Annotated in this window: 6 protein-coding genes; 4 read left to right on the top strand and 2 right to left on the bottom strand. The window is 52.8% G+C overall.

Features of this window, described 5'->3' with window-relative positions; all coding sequences use genetic code 11:
• The first annotated feature begins 319 nt into the window (after positions 1 to 319).
• Positions 320 to 6,553, top strand: a complete 6,234-nt coding sequence (locus tag KK078_RS26075) for a leucine-rich repeat domain-containing protein (protein ID WP_254093279.1) — start codon at positions 320 to 322, stop codon at positions 6,551 to 6,553.
• An 82-nt stretch (positions 6,554 to 6,635) separates the two neighbouring features.
• Positions 6,636 to 7,118 (top strand): hypothetical protein, encoded by a 483-nt coding sequence (locus tag KK078_RS26070; RefSeq protein ID WP_254093278.1) that lies wholly within the window; start codon positions 6,636 to 6,638, stop codon positions 7,116 to 7,118.
• Between the two features lie 1,209 nt (positions 7,119 to 8,327).
• Here KK078_RS26070 and KK078_RS26065 read toward each other — a convergent pair.
• Positions 8,328 to 12,761 carry a PDC sensor domain-containing protein gene (locus KK078_RS26065; RefSeq protein WP_254093277.1) on the bottom strand — a complete coding sequence of 1,478 codons (4,434 nt, stop codon included), beginning with the start codon at positions 12,759 to 12,761 and terminating at the stop codon, positions 8,328 to 8,330.
• A gap of 796 nt (positions 12,762 to 13,557) precedes the next feature.
• Here KK078_RS26065 and KK078_RS26060 point away from each other — a divergent pair.
• Positions 13,558 to 15,147, top strand: coding sequence for a DUF4139 domain-containing protein (locus KK078_RS26060; RefSeq protein ID WP_254093276.1), 1,590 nt, complete (start codon positions 13,558 to 13,560; stop codon positions 15,145 to 15,147).
• Positions 15,148 to 15,272: 125 nt separating this feature from the next.
• Here KK078_RS26060 and KK078_RS26055 read toward each other — a convergent pair whose 3' ends face one another.
• The gene (locus tag KK078_RS26055) at positions 15,273 to 17,402 is read right to left on the bottom strand and encodes a carboxypeptidase-like regulatory domain-containing protein (RefSeq protein WP_254093275.1); all 2,130 of its coding nucleotides are present in this window, start codon (positions 17,400 to 17,402) and stop codon (positions 15,273 to 15,275) included.
• Between the two features lie 187 nt (positions 17,403 to 17,589).
• On the opposite strand from KK078_RS26055, the gene KK078_RS26050 reads away from it, so the two are divergent.
• Positions 17,590 to 19,888 (top strand): excinuclease ABC subunit UvrA (locus tag KK078_RS26050; RefSeq protein WP_254093274.1); only part of this gene is annotated, 2,299 nt, incomplete at its 3' end.

Raw genomic sequence — 19,888 nt, 5'->3', positions numbered from 1 at the left:
ATTCCGGAAAATCAATAGGTGAAAGCCATCAGATCGAGTCTTTTCGAGTCGACCGCGTTGAGTGGAAGGATAGACGAGGCAACATTATAAAGACTTTCAGTATTCGCGAGGTTAATGGAGAATGGACAGACATTGAAATGCCTGGCAACATTCTATTTGAAGTTGATAACGAAGGTCGACAGGGTACGATTCGCATAAGCCGACATGAAAACAACATTACTATCCAGATCGTGCTGCTAAGATCAGACGATAACCCGGAGATATTCGAATTCTTGATTGACAGTTTCATAACACAATAGGCGGCGTGCCCATAATATCGATGCAACGACTACTTATTTTATTCTTATTAACATTCTTGTCTGCTATGTCGGCCACGGCCACTCCGCACGGTAAGCCCATGTTCGACAACGTTCCGGATGCCGTCGAGTTTGCACTTTTGAAAAAGTTGTACGATAGCCTCAATGGAAGCGGCTGGACAACTAAAAGTAATTGGCCTACGGTTGGCAACTGGCCAGCGACTGCCACCAGCGTCCAGTTTGGCACCTGGTATGGCGTTACCGTTACCAATGGGGATATAACTAGAATCCAGCTTTCTAATAATCGGCTAACAGGGAAGATACCCCTCAATATTGGTGATCTCCAGTCGCTAATAACGCTCAATTTTTATAGGAATCCCGGCCTCACTGGCCGGATACCTACTTCCATTGGCACGATTGCTACACTGGAGGAAATCAACTTGTCGACCTGTCATCTCTCGGGAAACATTCCAGGTGCCATCTTCAATCTGCCCGCCTTACGTTCTTTTGATGTATCGATAAACGACTTAACCGGGCTAATTCCGGCGAATGTTGGAAACGCTGCAGCGACCCTGAAGGTGCTCTCTATGGGAGAGAACCTTTTAACCGGCGACATCCCCGAGTCGCTCAACAATCTGGTTCATTTAAAAGTCCTGAATTTGAAAACCAACCAACTTACAGGAAATATTCCAGCATCGATTGGACTTTTTCTGGATTTGGAAGATCTCGAGCTTAGCACCAATAAGCTTACCGGGATTCTTCCAAGCAATTGGGCCAACTTAAAGCAACTCAAGATACTTTATCTTCACAGAAACCAGCTGACTGGACAACTTCCTGAGTCGTTAGGCGAATTGGATAACCTGGAGCAGTTATACTTGTCTACTAATATGCTTTCTGGTACCATTCCAAGTTCCCTTGGTAATCTTTCTAAACTAAAATATCTCAAGCTTTACGAGAATCAACTTACTGGTGCAATCCCCGCGATGCTGGGCAACTTGACTGAATTGTTGCAGTTAGAGCTTTTCACCAACCAGCTTACTGGTTCAATACCAGAGTCGCTTGGTAATCTGACCAAATTGGAACGGCTACCGCTCTACGAGAACAAACTCACCGGCGCCATTCCTGCAACTATAGCGAATATCCCGAATTTAGACATCATTAATCTGAGCTTCAACAATTTATCAGGTGCTATTCCGTCATTTCTCGGACAAATGAATACGCTAAGATCTTTGTATCTGCATAATAATTCATTTTCCGGACGAATACCTAGTTCATTGGGCAATCTCTCTAACCTGGAATACCTGTGGTTAAACTCCAATCAACTAACAGGATCGGTGCCTCAGGAACTCACCAATCTCAATCGGCTCAAAACGCTATACCTCTACAATAACCAACTAGCCGGTGATTTACCTGTTAACATATTCTCGGGACTGACGCAGATTACTGCCATTGACATTTCAAACAATTTGTTGTCAGGAAACTTCCCGGCGTCTATTAGCAGTTGCACCGCTCTAACAAGCTTGCGCGCACATAAGAATAAATTCACTTCAATATCCGCTGCTATTCTATCCTTGCCGGTATTGTCCGCCGCACACTTCAGCACAAACGAACTGACGACAGTACCCAATTTCAGCGCGCATGTTAATAAAGCGAGATTAACACTAACTGTATCGTATAATAGACTTGACTTTTCGACGCTTATCGGGTTGAAAAATGGTGGTATTAAGGAGGTCCAATTAACACCTCAAAATAACATACGCGACGTGTCCTTCATAGAGGCGCAGAACGATGCGCCACTGATCGTTCCTGCAAGGCCGTTTCCGGCGGGGACGACGGTTACCTGGGAAAGACAACAATCCAATGGAACTTGGGTTAATGTCAATAGCCTCAACGAGGATGCAACCTTCGCTACGTTTAAGCGAAATGCTTTTGCTGGCAGCGATCGCGGGATATACCGTTGGCGCATGACCAATACGACAATGTCGGGAACTACTATTATGTGCGACGCGATAAGCGTCCAAAGCATTCTCGGTGACGTGCAAGACAGCCTGGCATTTCAATACCGATACGACGGCCTGCGACGGGTTACTAAAAAGAAAATACCCGGCGCTGACTGGGTTTATATGGTATATGACGATCGGGATCGAATAGTATTAACACAGGACGGGAATCAACGCAGAAAGACTACACCTGAATGGACATTCACCAAGTATGATGCCTTTAATCGTCCGGTACTTACAGGCATCTATCGCGATAGCAGGACCTTGGACGCAATGCAAGCAGCGGTCGATACCTATTATGCGGGTACACTTCCGTCCACTAAATCTTGGTACGAAAAATTTAGCATAACCGGCAGTATGCACGGATATGACAATAAATCATTCCCTCCTTTAACATCCGCAGCTGACTGTATGACCGTGACGTATTACGACAACTATGCCTTTCAGTCGCTAATACCGTCTCCGGAACGATTCAATTATGACAACAATCAATTGCCTGCTTCTGAAAGCGACCCCGCGCAGGACCAATCGTCTCTAGCTAACGTTATAGGTGAAGTTACCGGCACAAAAATTAAAAACGTTGAGACCGGCGAGTGGCTTTGGTCTGTCAATCATTACGATGACAAATACCAAGTAATCCAGGCAATTTCATCAAACCATAAAGGTGGGACTGAAAAGGTCACAAATGTTTATGACTTCACGGGGAAACTGATAGCAACAAAAGCTGCACATAGTACCAGTGTTGCCCTACCTCACACAATGTTCTCTAAATTCGAATATGATCACAACGCCAGGTTGACGAAGCTCTGGCACCAGATGGACGCCGAGCCACGTGTGCTGCTAAGTGAGCAGAAATACAACGAAATTGGACAACTCATCACCAAAAAGTTGCATTCAAGCGATAATGGAAACAGTTTCAAGCAGCACGAGGATTTCCGATATAACATTCAAGGTTGGCTGACCAGAATCAATCACGCTGATCTAAACACATCCGACGGTGGGCCAAAAGACTATTTTGGAATGGAACTAGGGTATGACAATGACTTGGGTATTGGAACGTATACTCCCCAATTTAACGGAAATATATCTGCCTTAAAATGGAGTGCAAACCTCGGACTTGCATTGGATTACCTGAACGAACCAACCGAGCGTTCATATACATTTTCGTATGATCGAATGAATCGCCTATTGCGTGCCGATCCGTTGAACAAGGTCTCAAACGTTTGGTCCTCCTCTTCGGCCTATCAGGAGATCGCAAGCTATGACTTCAGTGGTAATATGACTAGCCTTCAAAGAACGAATGGCAACGGTAGTCGTATTGATTGGCTAGTTTACGATTACGGCACTGGAAATGCAAGTGGCAGTCGGCTGCTGTCCGTTACAGACAATGGCGGAACCAGGGGTCTTAAGGATGGCAATATTCAGGACACAGATTTCGCGTATGATTTTAATGGAAACTTGAAAGTCGATAGAAATAAGGCATTTGAAATAGGGTACAATAGCTATTTAAATTTAACAAACGAAATCCTAAAAGAAGGCGGCGGAAAAATAAGATATATCTACGACGCTAACGGCATTAAGTTGGCTGAGGAAATATACGCGAACCAAGAAACAACGCCCCGCACAAGAACAGACTACATTGGACCTTTTGTCTATCAAAATGACACTCTGCGTTTTGTAGTTCAGCCGGAGGGAAAAGTTATTGCGCCTAAAAACACAGGTGACCAAATGGAATACCAATACCAGATTCAAGATCATCTGGGAAATACACGGTTAACCTTCACCACAAAAGCCGATGAGTTGACTTTTGTAGCTACGATGGAAGATAACGGCATGACTGATTATAATAATCCGCGTGTCCAAGAGATGCAATATTTCGAAAATCTGTTTGAAACAGAGATACGGAACGTAAATCAATGGCTGAATCATACAGGTGGTGGATCTGGAAACGCAATCTACCTCGATGGATCAGAAGACAAAACGATTGGTCCTTATACCATGTTGAAGGTTTATCCCGGCGATACGGTAAATATGGGTGTGTTTTGCAAGTATGAGGAGCAGTCCGGGTATAGCAATGCACCGTTGGCAACGGTTCTGTCCATGATGCTCAACCCAATCCAAACAGCTGCCATTCCTTTTGAAGGCACAGGGCTCAGTGCCTCGATGCTCTCTGATGGATTGATGCCGTTTCTACAGACAAGGGGGAGCAATACCGCACTGCCAGCTGCTTACTTGAATTACATTTTATTTGACAGGAACTTTAAGGTTGTCGACCTTGACTTTGTGCGAATAACGGAAGCAGGCGGTTTTGATATTGCAGCGGAAAGCACAATACCTTTCGAGGAACTGCGATTGCGGAAGATCATTGATCGGGTGGGATACATATACGTATACGTGAGTAACGAAAGTCCCGGATCGCGTGTCTGGATGGATGATTTTGAAATATCGTTGATACAATCCCCGATAGTTCAATTTGAGGATTATTATCCGTTTGGTTTGTCCATGGCAGGCACGGCCTTCGAACGTGGTAATGACAACTATGCTGGAATGATTACCACCGACGGGACTGGCTTAAAGGACCTCGGGTTTCGACAATATGATCCAGCAATCGGTAGGTTTCACGCGGTAGATCCGCTCGCTGAATTACAATTTGATCAAACAACTTATCAATACGCAGGCAATGATCCAATTCGTAAAACGGATCTGTTAGGCTTAGAGGAATATGAAAGTGCAGATGAGCAGCCCGGTAAGGATATACCTGCCAAACGTAACCCTCGTAAAAGGGAACAACGCAGACGGGAATCGTGGGGGTACAGCAGCAAAAAGAAGCGATTCACATGGAAACGATCTGGGGGACAGCGTCAGTCGACTGATTCACAGCTAGCAAAGGGGAAAAGAAATGCTGGTACTTCTCCCAGCAGTTCGAAGAAAGATAAGCAGGCGGCAACTGCTAGTAAGCGTACAGGAAAAACCGCCGATCGTCAACCGTCAAAAGGCCGTGATGAATCGCCGCAAGGGAATGAAAGCGTGGCGTTTTTCGGACCACGCTTCCCGGGAGGTGACAATTCGGAGAGTAAAAACTCTAGGATAAGTGATGATCCTAGTAATCGTTCATCGCAAGGCAGTGTGCCTCTAGCATATGTAAATTCTGTTAATTCGCCTGAGCAATCAGACGATGATTTGTTTCCGGAGGTCTCTGTCGTTGAATCTGCTTACGAGGCTGAACAAGCGACTGATAAAGAACTGTACAGGCGGAAGCTTTACAGCCGTCACCCAGTAAATGAAGCGCTTAGGTTGTATGCACGAATGTTAGTAACGCAAAAGTCTTCCAACCGTGTAAAAGACGTAATTGCCGCAATGGGCAATACGTCGACAAGCGAAGATCAAATATTCGATCAGCGTTTACAGCCGCCGAACACATCTACACCTGCCGAAGCGCTGGCCGCGATACCTTCCACGCTTCCTCAAAGCACACATTTCCCCAACGTGCCTCCGGATATGTTTTTGAGCCAGCTGAGAGAGCGTACAGCTCCAGGAGGACATGAAAAAACCAATCAAGGGTTTGACACAAACTTTTGCTGGGCTGCCGCCATTGTCAAACATGTCTATGAAAATGATCCTAAGGGTATGGCTGATGCAATGATTAGTTTGTACAATACTGGCATTCTTCAATACGACAATAACAACGGAGGCTTGACGGTACCCGAAGCATCGCAGAGTGCGAGAAATGCTATTGGCACCGAGGTTTTCGACAATAATCAAAACTTAGCAGAGGGTCGCACTATCAATGAACTGGATCAAATGCTGTTCATGACTTTGGCTGACCACTATTGGGGCTATTCCAATGCAAATTGGGATTATGATCCAAACGATGAGGAATCATCATTTTGGGCCGGTGCAACGTTGGGCAAGGCAGTCGGGGTTTGGGAAGACTTCGGTTATGACATTGAGGCAACTGGGTCAGACGTAATCGGATGGTTGAATACCGGGGTAAATAAAATAAATGCGATAAACGAAGCCTTAGAAACAAAAGACGTCGTTTTGTTCATTAACTCCGGTGCATTTAAGAAGAATGATCAGGCAATGAATATCACTGCAACTCACTTCATACATGTATTTTCAATTGAGCCGATGAGCGGTGGTCAATATAAGGTTGTTTATTGGGATTATGGTCGTGTTAGAGAAGCTAGATTAGACGCCACGCAGTTTGCACTTTCAGTTTATGGTATGATTGAAATTCCCCGAACTAATGAGTAATTTGCCAAATAAAAACGCCATGATAATTGCGGAAATCTTGTTATCAATGCTACTCCTAATGGGATGCGAATCATCTCAATGTATGAAGGACTTTTACACAGCGCAAAAGCCTAATTTATCTCAAATGCAGACTCTCAGTAAGAGTTTATCTGCCGGTTACTCGTTTGATAACATAACGGTCCGAAAGAAAAATGGAGAACTTGAGTTAATGTTTATAGGAGGGACTCGGGATAACGTGACTATGTATCTCAATCCGGAGAATTTGGATTTAACTGCCGAATACCCTGTCGAAGGATGTAGCGCAGCGGTCTTACAAAATTTTAGGGCTATGTATCAGGACACAAGGTTGCGGGGGATTTTGGAATTGTTTAATGAGACTAATCCAAACGCAATCCTAATTACTCATAAAGGTATTTTCATCGCACTTGGGCGACCACTTAAGCACCCGAATAAAACCGAGCTCGAAGGTGGCATTCTAATGACCTTTGAGCCGGGCTTCACGGATAGAAACATCGTAGAAAAGATTGACACTGATGTTTACTTATATGACACGTTGGTCTATTGATGTGCATCCTGTTTTAGACGATAGGTCTAAATATCCTTGTATTGGAAGTATGTTTACGGCCATCATTCTGTAAGGCTGGCGAGAACTATGTATGTACGAATGCTGATCCTGTTGTCAATGATGTTGTTCACGAGTTGTGAATCATCTCAATGTATGAAAGACTTTTACATAGCGCACAAGGCTAGTTTGTCCCAAATGCAAACTTTAAGTAAGGATTTGGCTACCAACTATTCTTTTGAAAAAGTAACGGTCAGAAAAAAGGCGAGAAGATTGAGTTAATGTTTCAGGGAGGACCGGTCGACAATGTTACAATGTACCTAAATGCAGCCGATTTAAGTCTAGCTGCGGAATACGCCGTGGAAGAATGTAGCCCGGCTGTCTTGCAAAGGTTCAGAACAATGTATCAGGACACCCGTTTACGGGAGATTTGAACTTATTTAAAGTCACACAACCAAATGCGGTCAGCATTGTTCACGGAGGCCTTTTCGTAGCACTTGGACAGCCGCTAAAGCACCCGAATAAGACTGAATTAGAGGGTGGAATTTTGATGACCTTTGAGCCGGGTTTCACAGATAGACACATCGTGGAAACAATTGACACGGATGTCTTTCTGTACGACACGATAGTCTATTAAGGCCGGTCTATTGATATGCTGAGTTGACAGCTGCGCAGTTTGCTTTTGTCAGTTTACGGTATGATTGAAAATCCCCAAAGCAATTATTAACTTGTTGAATAAAGTGCTATGATAATTGCGACGATTTTGTTGCCAATGATCTTGCTAATGAGTTGTGAATCACCTCAATGCATGAAAGACTTTTACACGGCTCAAAAGCTTAATAAATGCAATCCGAGTTACTCATGGAGGAGTCTTCATAGCACTTGGACGGCCACTTAAACACCCGAATAAAACCGAGCTCGAAGGTGGGATTTTGATGACCTTTGAGCCTGGCTTTACGGGCAAAAACATCGTGAAAAAGCTTGACACTGATGTTTACTTATACGACACGTTGGTCTATTGAAGTGCCTCCTGTTTTAGACGATGATCCAGAGATCTTTGTATCGGAAGTATGTTTACGGCCGTCATTCTGTAAGGAAGGTGAGAACTATGTATGTACGCATGCTAATCCTGTAGTCAATGATGGTGTCCACGAATTGTGAATCATCGCAACGCATGAAATACTTCTACATAGTTCAGTGTTTGTATCTAGCTCAAGGTTTCCCTTTAACGCTCCGCATGGTCGAGAAGAAGCCTGTGAGCGTTGGAACGAGGCCCGTCAGCGTCGTCACAAACCCCGTTACCTGGTTGAAGACCGTTTGCTGTGTATACAGCAGGAATGCGCCCATGGATACAAAGAAAATGATCAGCACCATGCGGATCGTATCCCAGGTACCCGTGACGTTGATCTCCCGCTCGAGTTGTAACGCGTCCTCCGGATTGACCACCGACAGGATGAAATTGCGGAAGCTGCGGTTAAAGATATGCAGTGCCTTTTCTTCGGTCGAAACATACAAAAGCCCGCGGCGCTGCAGGCTGCTCAGTACGGGGTAGTTGAGATAGTTCGTGAGCTCGTCCTGGGCCAGGTCGTACAGCACGTACTTTTCCTGGCTGGTCAGCGACGCCCACAGGGAATGATAATAATTCCCCGCCAGTTCCTGGATCTTGAGCACGAACATTTCTTCCGACCGGGGCTCGCAGGCCGTCCAGTGACCGTTGTTGTCCTTTTTGAAATAGGTGTGAAGTATATACTGGCCGGAGCCATGCGAAACGATATTATGAAATAGTCGCGCGAAGTACGCGCCGAACCGGAATTCGTCCGTCACGATCCGCAGGCCTTTATAATCCCGGAACAGGGTGGGATCGTTCTGGTCCAACGGATAGTTCACCTCATCGAAATCGTCGAGCACCTGCAACAGCTTTTCCTGCTCCTGCTGCAGCGGCGAGTCGTCTGCCGATGCGGTGCGCTGTGCCAGGTATTTTTTTGCCAGGCGCAGGGCCTCGTCGCCCGGGTCGCCGGAAGTTACCCAGATCACCTTGGTGTGACTGCGCTGGAACAGCTGCGAGAGCGTTTTGAGGTATTCTATGCGTTTCCCCCCGGCAATCTCCCGCAGGTCGAAGTAAGGCAGGAGCACGATCTGGTTGGGCATATCCTTCCGGCTGGCGCCCGTGAAGTTCACATGCCCGACCTTGTTCACAAGCAGGGGGTCCGGATCGGCTTCCGTATACGCCGCGGTGCTCAGTGTTTCCCGGATCACTGTGATCACCCGCGTGCCGATGGGCGCAAGCACCAGCAGGTTTGTCGGACCATGAACGGCATTGTACCGGATGTAGTCGGTGTCGGTCTGGCGCGCCATCCGCAAGGTTTCGGGCTCGAAATATCCGACCAGCAACAGCCGCTTGTAAGCGGTGTGAAGCGTGCAGTACGTGCCGATGCAGATCATCACCACGACGAGCAGGAACTTGAGGCGTGCCGGAAACTCCAGCAATTCCCACTCGATGCGCGACGGCAACGCCACGGCTACACCGGCATAGGCCTCCGAAGGAAATTGCCGGCCATAGTGGTAATACAGGATATCGTGCGCATTGCCGGGGCCGCGGCCCCACCACCAGCGGTACGGGTTCTGGAGCAAGGCCGTACGGTCCAGGCAGAGGTTGCGGGTCTCATACGTATCCAACGCCATCCGGGGGAGGCTGATCAGCCGCAGATACCACGACGTAACGCTGTCGACAAGCTGCGGCCCCGACCACCGCCAGCGGTCTTCCGCGATGTCCAGTACCTGCGCGTTCAGAAGCTCCACCCGGTCATCGGGATTGCCGGATTTATAGATCCCCGCGTGGACCAGGTGCAAGGGCTCGCCAAGTTGCCGCAGCTGGCGCTGCCGGCCGCAGATCTCGTCGAGCATCGCGGCAACGCGCGGACGGATCCGGGTGGTGGCACCCGCCGCAGTGGCCGATGCCGTGGCAGGTGCCGCCGGCAAGCGGCCTTCCGTGGCGAGCTGTTCCCAGCGGCGCGTGATGTCGGGAAAGTTCCGCACCAGCCAGCGCTGCCGTTGCTCGATGCCCTCGGCGATCGCCAGCGCCCCGCGCTTTTCGTGGAGGCTGTTCTCCACGCGGATGGCCGTGCGGAAGAATCCGAACGTCGGCAGAATGCTCAGGTTCAATACCGTCAGCATCAGCACGGCCGTAACCCGGCGACTGGTCTCAGGCTTCTTCAGCCACGGCATGCGGTCCAGTGTTGAGGGCGCCCGCAGCGCCACCAGCACAGGCATCAGGGCGTGAGGCCGCCAGAACAGCCACCCCGAGGTGGCCACCAGCAGTGCGGTGAACAGTACGGCCGGGTGCAGAAGATAGAGCCCTTCGAGCAGCCACAACAGGCCGCAGAACAGCAGTGCGGCGAGCCCGCACAAAAAGAACAACAGGCGGAACGGCCACTGTGCCAGCGGCCGCAGCACGATCTGGTCCGCGCGCCGCGTCAGCGCGATCGCATTCGCCGCGGCGCCCGTCAGGGATACCGTTAACACCGGAAAGGCGAAAGACAGGTACAGCAGGGTGCCCGTGGAAAGACTTAGTCTTTCGCCCGAAAGCCGGTATAAAAGGCTTTCGGTGATGAACTGGCCCGCGGCCAACGCAGTGGGTACTAGCAGCACGACCAGCAGCAGCGTAAAGTTCTGTTGACCGGTGTGCGGCCGCAACCACTTCAGATCGATCTTCGAACGTTTGAGCAGCGACGGGCGGCGCCCCAGGAGCGCCGGCACGAGGATCAGCAGCGCGATGCCCAGGGTGAGGTAACAAAGCATAAAAAGGGTGAACATGACCTCGTTCGAGAGCGTGCCGATATACGCGTCGGAATCGTACATCACCACCGCCGTGTAGGGCAGGTCCTGCATCGGCGAGAAGTGCATGAGCCGGTACTGCCCGTAATAGAAGATCTTTTCAAACCGGCTCGAGCGGCTTTCGATCAGCGCGCGGACCAGCGCCGGCTTGCTGGATTCTTCGGGGAAGTTCTCCCGCAGGTTGCGCCGGCCGTCGGAGTGGAAGAGCACATTGCCGCCGGCATCGAGAATGCAGAACTGTACCTCCGCCGACATGGCCGGCTGCATCGCCGAAAGCAGCAGCGTCTCCAGCGCCAGCACGCGCAGGTGTCCCCGGGTATCGCCGCGCGGCCAGCGATTATGCGCCAGGTCGTCGCGCAGGTTCAGGCCCAGGCTGTCCACCAGGTCCTGGGCCGCTTTGTTGGGCGTCTTGCTGACCACCACCGTGTTCTCCTGGCTGTGCCACGAGTATACCGGTTGCAGGTAAAACGTGCGCACGACGCTGTCCCACGGCGACACAAGCTTGAAGGGCGCCGCCGGCAGGGCGTTGACATAGTCCCGCGCGCGCAGGTCCATGTCGGCACGGCCGTTTCCCTTGTTCATCCACGTACCCCAGTTCTGCCCGTTCTCATCGATGAACAGCATCGAGATCACCGGGTGCCACGAAGACGCATTGTTAAAATAGCGGTCAAGTGTCCGCATTCTTTCCGAGTACGGTCCACGCAGGTTCTCGCGCAGCCAGGTGCGGTATGCGCCCGACGTGGGCGCGGGCATATAGCACATCTCCTGCTGATCTATTTCCAGTAAGATATCGGCCACCTCGCCCTGCACACGTCGTTTCAGCTCGCTGCTGACATGCCGCAGCGTGCATTCCTGCTGCTGGCGTTCGGCCATGTTGTGCATCCACAGCACCAGCATGGTCACGATCACCGCCGCGCCCAGCAGGCTGGCAACGCCCAGTCCGATCACGTCGTGGTGATATACCCGTTCCAGCGGGCCGATCAGGAACACTTTTAAATAGGGCAGGGAGCACAACGCCAGCAGCGTGAGCAGCGAGATCCAGATGATCTTGTCGGTGTCGATCACATTCCGGTCGTGCTGATATTTCTCTTCCGAAATAAGACCGCACAGTACGAACGGCACCTCCGACGCCTTGTTGATGGCGTGGTAATAGATCACATAAGGCTTGCCGCCCAGGGTGTCGTGCCGGATCTCATTGGATACCGGCACCCGTTTGTTGTTCACCGTCCGGAAGGCCGGGGTAAGGTCGAGCGGCCGGGTTTGATAGACAGCCGAATCTCCGTACAGTACCACGTAGTCCTCGAAGAAATCCTGGCGATACCCCACGACGTCGGCCAGGTATTTTTCCGCATCGTAATGATACTCCAGCAGGCTGTCTGAACGGACGAAGTCGTACGGCCCGCCGCCAGGTTTAGGCACGTACTGATACCCGAAGAACCGGATGAACCACTTATTGGTGCGACGATTGTTCGTCGGTACAAATTTCCGGCCCTGGAATTTGTGTTTCCAGACGGTCGTCAGCAGGGTGCCTTTCACACGTAATCCATCAAAATAACCGATCGTATCGTCGGCGGAATACCGCTCGCCCGCCATCGACTTTTTGCCATAAACATCGTCGAGAATGACATGCACGTTGTTTTTCTTGTCGTGGATATTGCGCTCGATGCGTGTCAGTATGCGGAACCCACGCTGGTTCAGCTCCCGTTCCCGCGCGGGCGCCACCACCACCAGGTAATAATAAGCAAGGATCGATACGCCGGCGATAGAGGCGAACGCGATAAAGATCTTACGGAAGTTTACATTCTTTGTCATAGATATAAATGTTAACCGGACAACCTACAGCACTCCCTGGTGGAACGAAACAGAAAGCCCACCTTCTATGCACCGTGCCCGGTGCGCAAAAGATGGGCTCATGAGAATGAAGTTAAGAATACCTTCCGAGCCGTGCAATGCCGGCCGGGGGGAATTTTCCTGAATAATTATTCCGTATGCCGGCCATTACCGAAGTGTAAGGTCAACCTGAACCTGTATGCCCGGATCTAATGAGGTTCCCCGGGAAAGACGGGACCATGCGCTGACGGCGAAGCCGGTCGATTGGCTTTCGTGAGAGCGTTGCGTCGACAGTGTTGGGCTTTCCATCGTGTGAGATGGTATAGCCGGCGCGTTGATAAAAAGGCGCTGTTGCCGAATGCTGAGAAGTAGAGAAAGCGTTGGGGAAATTGTTAAGGTATTAAGACACGAGCCAATAGTCAACGGAGCCGTGCGAACAATAGCCCCGAAGGGGCAAAACATAACAGCCCAGGCTGAAGGCCTGGGTCAACCAGGCAAGTGAATTGATAGCCCTGTAAGGGCGAGACACATCCGCGAAATTGTTACGCCCTTACAGGGCTTGGACATAGTCGGTATCGCTATTTACCCAGGCCTGCAGCCTGGGCTGTTATATTTTGCCCTTACAGGGCTTGAAGTTTCAACCTCTGGAATCCCCGGTATAGATCGGCCCCGCCGCCAATTTACCGGCGATAGTATTCCATGTGAACCTGGAAAATACGATTAAACAATTTTATCTATATTCGCTGCAATAATTGTTTAAAGTTGGTGTTTTAATACGATGAAAAAGCATACACTCCTGTTCGCACTTTTTTATGTGCTGGGTATCACCCAGTCAGTAGGCCAGGCGCCGGTCATTGTCGATTCGAAAATAGAGGAAGCCACGGTCTATCTGAATGGCGCCGAGCTGCGGTTTACGGAAAACGTCGCCGTAAAGCGGGGGCTATCGGTGGTGCGCTTCCGGGGTATTTCAAGATCCCTCGTAGACAACAGCGTACACGTAACGGCCGCCAGCGGTGTGAACCTGGTTTCCGTATCGGTGGAAGAAGAAACATTGCCGGTGAGTGCCATGCCCGTTCGCTTCCGGGTGCGGAAAGATTCCATCGATAAATTACAGGCGCAGATCATCGATATCAACAACCGCATCAGCGCCTACGATGCCGAGCAACAAATGCTGAAGGAGAATCAACGCGTCCAGCCGGGTACATCGTTGCCGGAGCTCGCGAAGACCGCTGATTTTTTCCGCGACCGCAGCTTGTCTATCCAGACGGCGCAAACCGAGCTTCGGCGCAAGCTGGCCGCGGTCACGGCCCTGTTGGCGGAGAAGAAAGTAGTGGAGGATCGTGACCCATACAATGCCAGGCGATATACCGTGGTGGTCACAGTCCGTTCCGGCAACGATCAGACCGTTCCGTTTACGGTGCGCTATGGCGTGGAAAACGCTTCCTGGGAAGCTTCGTACGATATCATTGTTCCCGAGATCAATATGCCCGTAACGTTGCAATACAAGGCACGGGTGTATAATGATACCGGCCTCGAATGGAGCGATGTAAAACTTTGGCTCTCGTCGGGGGACCTGACGCAGAATTCTACCCGGCCGTATTTAACGGTATGGAATCTCAATTACACGTCTGCAGGCAACGAAGGATATCTGAACCAGCGCGCGCAGAACCGGGCCTTTGAAAGCTCGTCAGACACCACCGCGGTGGTCGACAGAGCCGTGTCGGAATTGAACGCGTTATTTGCGTTAGAAGGCGTCCACTCCCTCGCCTCGGGCGGTACGCCCTACGTGGTGGGCGTGAAGGGCGAATCCCTGCAGGCATCGTATGAATACCTGACCATTCCGAAGGTCGAAAACAATGTCTTTCTGCTCGCCAAAGTTACCGGTTGGGAAAAGCTCAACCTGATCGACGGCGTGGCGAATATATATTATGGGAACAGCTATGTAGGCGAGTCGAATATCGATACCCGGCTCGTGGGCGATACGTTGGAGCTGTCGCTGGGCCGCGACAATCAGATCGTGGCGCACCGGGTAAAGATGGAAGACAAGGGAAGCACGTCGTCCCTGGCCGGAAAGCGTTCCGAGTCATTCGTCTATGAGATCCAGGTGCGAAATAACCGGAAGGTGGCTGTTTCGTTAAGGGTGCAGGACCAGCTTCCCATTTCGCAGGAAAAAGATATCGTAGTGGATGCCTCTGAGCTATCCGGCGCCAGCCTGGATGCGGCTTCGGGCAGGTTGCAATGGCTCAGGTCGCTTGCCCCGGGAGAGACCGTGCGGTACCGCATAGCATTTGAGGTGAGGTATCCCAGGAACAAATCCGTTCAGATCCGGAAGAACCGGACCGTACAGACCCCCCGGTACCGTCATTAGGCATTGTAACGCGGCAAGGTATTGTAGCAAATAATTCTGGTCATAGCACAGTCTGTCTATGCTATGACCAGAACACACACTTGGTGCAGCACGGTCTGCGGTTGCCGGCACATCGGCGCGCAGATCTAGAACGCGCGGTGTACTCTGAAATTTCCGTGGACGGTCACCGGTACCGTGTCGTCGCGGTAGAACGTTCCTTCGAACGTGCCCTCTATGCGTCCGCCCGGGCCGTCGTACTTCGTCACGTTTACCGTATAGCTGCCGGTCTCCGTCGCCGGGTCGGAAACATAGAATGTCCATTGATCATCGACGTTCCGGCCGACCACTGCCTGGCGGACGACACTGGCCGGGCGTTGGCCCACACCGAAGTTTTCAAATTCCAGCGTCATGGACAGTGTATTCGCTGCATTCTGCACGACAATGGACGTGATATCTTCGTTTTCAGAATAAAAGCCGAGGGCCACGCCTTCGTCACCCTGCACCGGTATGGTGTGCAGCACATTCACGAAGCCGTCGCCGTTCAGGGTAAAGTCGTTTTCGAATACTTTTGGCGCGCACAGATCGACTACGCCCAGGGCGTAGGTGTCGCCGGCCGTTGACTGGAACGAACGTGTTTCCATATGCTCTTCGTGCGTAACGCTCATGACCACGGGCGTATTGGCCGGTACGGAAAAGCTGAAGACACCCACCGAGTTGCTGGTGGCCGTAGCGTTGCCACCCTGCCAGGATGCACGGATCGCAGCACCGTTCAGGGGCGTGTCACCACAGCTGGCCACGCCGTGGGCCGTGACCAGACCGGCCGCGTCGGTCAGATCGATCTCACCCAGGTCGGCGTTTTGGCCTGCGGCCGGGGTCTCGAACACCTTCGTAAAGACCGCGCCCGAAGATGTCGTGATCGCCATCGACAGCGTGGCCTCCGGCGGGAAGGGTGTGAATGAAAACGCCGTCGGTGGGTTGAAAATGCGCTGCACGCCGTTGCCCAGTCCTTCGTTCGGCCCCGCGTCCGTCACGCGGAAGGCAACGGACGTTACGCGCTCGCCCGGCGCGAGTTTAAAGCTGCCCGAGGCGGAAGAAGGGCAGGGGTGTGGCTGGATCTTACCGACGTTATATACCTGGCCGGGGCTCAGCGGAGGGACGGGTACCATCACCAGGTCGCCACCTTCGCCGGTTCCCAACCCGAAGGGCTTCGGTACCATGACAAACAACGGCGTCTCTGCCGGCACCGTAATGGCAAATTCGGTTTGCCCGCTGCCGCCGGTGTTGTCGACCGTAACGTAGTTGCCGATGTCGCTGGATGACTGCCCGGCCAACACTTCGCCCATTTGTATCGGGTTGCCGCTGCAGTCGACCACCTCGCCGATCACGGTCGCGCGGTCTTTCGGATCGTCGCAGTTCCAGTCGGTAAAATGGTGTACCGTGCCGATGTATTTGTCGCCGGTTTTTACCGCCGATCCGTCTTCCACCCATACCCCGGCATCTTCGTCGAAATACCAAAGCGGGATGGAGGCCGGCGCCGTGGCGCGCTGGCTTTCGGGGATCGTAACCGTCAGGGTGGCGGGCTTGCCGGGAGCCAGTTGCAGGGGTTCGCCTGCTGACGTGGTGAGCAGCACGCGCAGGATGCCGTAGGAATACAGCAGGGCAGTGCTTTCATCGGCGCGGCGCGCCAGCATGTCGCCGCCCGGCACCACGCGGGCAAAACCCGGCGACGATGAATCGAGGTACCGGACCGACAGATTCACGGTGCCGCTATACGCCTGGCCGTCCGCAGTCACGATACCCTGCGGCGGCAAGGTTACACCCGAGCCGTTGGCAAGCACCGCGTCACCGCCTGCGGCGGCATCGAGGCTGTGCGTCGCAGCATCGCTCATCAGGACGAGCCGCACGTGCGTGCTGTTATCTTTCACGGGCACCACGCCGCGGATGGCCGGGTAATAACCGTCTTTCTCTGCGGCCACGACACCGCGGTTGGCGGGCATTCCCACCTCGGAAAAAAGAAACGCGCCGTCGGCGCCCGTCACCACGGTCTGGCCGTGTGCACGTACCGTGACGCCGGCCAGCGGCTCGCCCGATTCGTCGACGACAGTTCCCGATAGGCGGGTAGATATTGCCGGCCGGGGTTTCAGCGGGTCTTCCTGTTCGAGGGGTTTATCAGGATTATCGGTATCGTCGTTTTGACACGCGACGAACGAGAGCATCAGAAGCCAGGCAAAGGTAAGCAGTCTGGCGGGGAGTGAAGTTTGAAGTGTATACATCATGAGGGTCAGATCTAGTCACCATCAAAAACGAAAACACATGCAAAGGGTTGATCGCGTTTGGTAATTTTGTTACCCCATTTACATGGGGTATACCAGCGGAGAGACGTTTCGCGGCACGCTGCCGGAGGAGTAAGGGGCGGTTTTGCAGCGTTGCCGGAGGCATACATTTTTATTGCTTATTTGCATCATGGCAGAACATCCTTCACAAAAAAGTCAGGAACCGGTGGGCTATGTAGAGGTTCGCGGCGCGAGCGAGCATAACCTCAAGCACATTTCGGTAAAGATCCCACGCAACAAGCTCGTGGTCTTCACCGGTGTCTCGGGTTCCGGTAAATCGTCGCTGGCCTTCGGAACGCTGTATGCCGAGGCACAGCGACGATACCTGGAGTCGGTCTCGCCCTATGCGCGCCGGCTGTTCCACCAGATGTCGGTGCCCCAGGTGGAAGACATTACAGGGTTGCCGCCAGCCGTGGCGTTGCAGCAGCAGCGCGGGGCGCCGTCCACGCGCTCGTCGGTGGGCAGTGTGACCACGCTGTCGAACCTGCTCCGGATGTTATACTCCCGCGCCGGCGACTACCCCAGGAACCAGCCGATCCTGTACGCCGAGTCGTTTTCGACAAACACGCCGGAAGGCGCCTGTCCCACGTGCCATGGATTGGGAAAGATCTATGACGTAACAGAAAGGACCATGGTCCCCGACGATTCGCTGACGATCCGCGAGCGGGCCATTGCCGCCTGGCCGACCGCCTGGCAGGGTCAGAACTTGCGCGACATTCTCACAACCCTCGGCTACGACGTAGACAAGCCGTGGCGGGACCTGCCCCGGAAAGACCGCGACTGGATCCTCTTTACCGACGAGCAGCCGGTGGTACCCGTATACGCCGGCCTGACGCCGCGCGAAGTGAAGCAGGCCCTGAAGGCCAAAATGGAGCCGAGCTACAAGGGTACCTTTACCGGCGCGCGCAAGTATGTGATGACCACGTTCGCCACGACACAGAGCCAGCTTATGAAACGGCGCGTCGCCCGGTATATGACAAGTAAGATCTGCCCGGAATGTCACGGAAAAAGACTGCGGAAGGAATCGCTTGCTGTACGGTTTGCGGGCCTCGACATTGCGGCGATGTCGGCATTGCCGATGAAACAGCTCGCCGCAACCCTTCAGCCGTTTGCTGTGCGAAAGACAACCGCCGGCGGCGACCATCCCGAGAAGGAAATTGTTGCCCAGCGCATCGCCCACGACCTGGTGTCGCGGCTGCAGGTGCTGCTCGACCTCGGCCTGGGCTACCTCACCCTGGATCGCACCACCCCCACATTGTCGCCCGGAGAGCTGCAACGCTTGCGCCTGGCCACACAGGTACACTCCAACCTGTTCGGCGTGGTATATGTGCTCGACGAGCCGAGTGCCGGCTTGCACCCCGCCGATACAGAGGCGCTGCTTCGTGCGCTGGATCGGCTAAAAGAGGCAGGTAATTCGATCTTTGTCGTCGAGCATGAGCTGGAAGTGATCCGGCATGCGGACTGGATCGTTGACGTCGGGCCGGCCGCGGGGGCGGCGGGCGGCGACGTATTGTACAGCGGTCCGCCGGCAGGACTAAAAGATGTAGTGGCGTCGCAGACGCGGCAGTATCTTTTCGGACATGCAGAAGAGCATTCGGCAAAGGATGTCCGAAAGCCCGCCGGATGGCTTACACTCACGAGTGTTACACGCAATAATCTCCGGGACGTCCATGTCAGATTTCCACTGGGGGTGTTTACCAGCGTGACCGGAATCTCGGGCTCCGGCAAGTCAAGCCTGGTAAGCCAGGTGCTGGTAGAGCTGGTCTCGGAAAACCTGGGACAGGCGCTGTCGGAGGAGGAGGAAGAAGAAGGCGGCGAGTTGCTGGAGAACGCCGTGGTGGAGACGCTGGGAGGCGAGATCGTCGGCGGCATGGAACAGATCCGGCGCCTGGTGGTGGTGGATCAAAAGCCGATCGGCCGTACGCCGCGTTCGAACCTGGCGACCTATACCGGGCTGTTCGACCACGTGCGCAAACTCTTCGCGGCCACAAAGACGGCACGCGCGCGCAAGTACGACGCCGGCAGGTTTTCGTTCAATATCGCAAAAGGCCGGTGCGAAAACTGCGAGGGCGAAGGATTTGTCATGGTCGAATTGCTGTTCCTGCCGAGTGTATATGCGCCGTGCTCCGTATGCCACGGCGCCCGCTACAATGCCCGGACGCTGGAAGTGAAGTATCGCGACAAAAATATAGCGGAAGTGCTCCAGATGACGGTGGATGAAGCCTGGACCTTTTTCGACGAGGAGCCGGCCATTCATCGCGCGCTGGACGTGATCCGCGCGGTGGGCCTGGGCTACCTGCGCCTGGGCCAGTCGGCCACGGAGCTTTCCGGCGGCGAAGCACAGCGCATCAAGCTCGCCACAGAGCTACAACGCGCGCAGCGCGGCGACAGCCTGTATATACTCGACGAGCCCACGACCGGGCTACACC

The sequence above is a fragment of the Dawidia soli genome (assembly GCF_018598185.1).
GTDB classification, from domain to species: Bacteria; Bacteroidota; Bacteroidia; order Cytophagales; family Cyclobacteriaceae; genus Ohtaekwangia; species Ohtaekwangia soli.
This window is presented reverse-complemented; position numbering and strand designations above follow the sequence as displayed.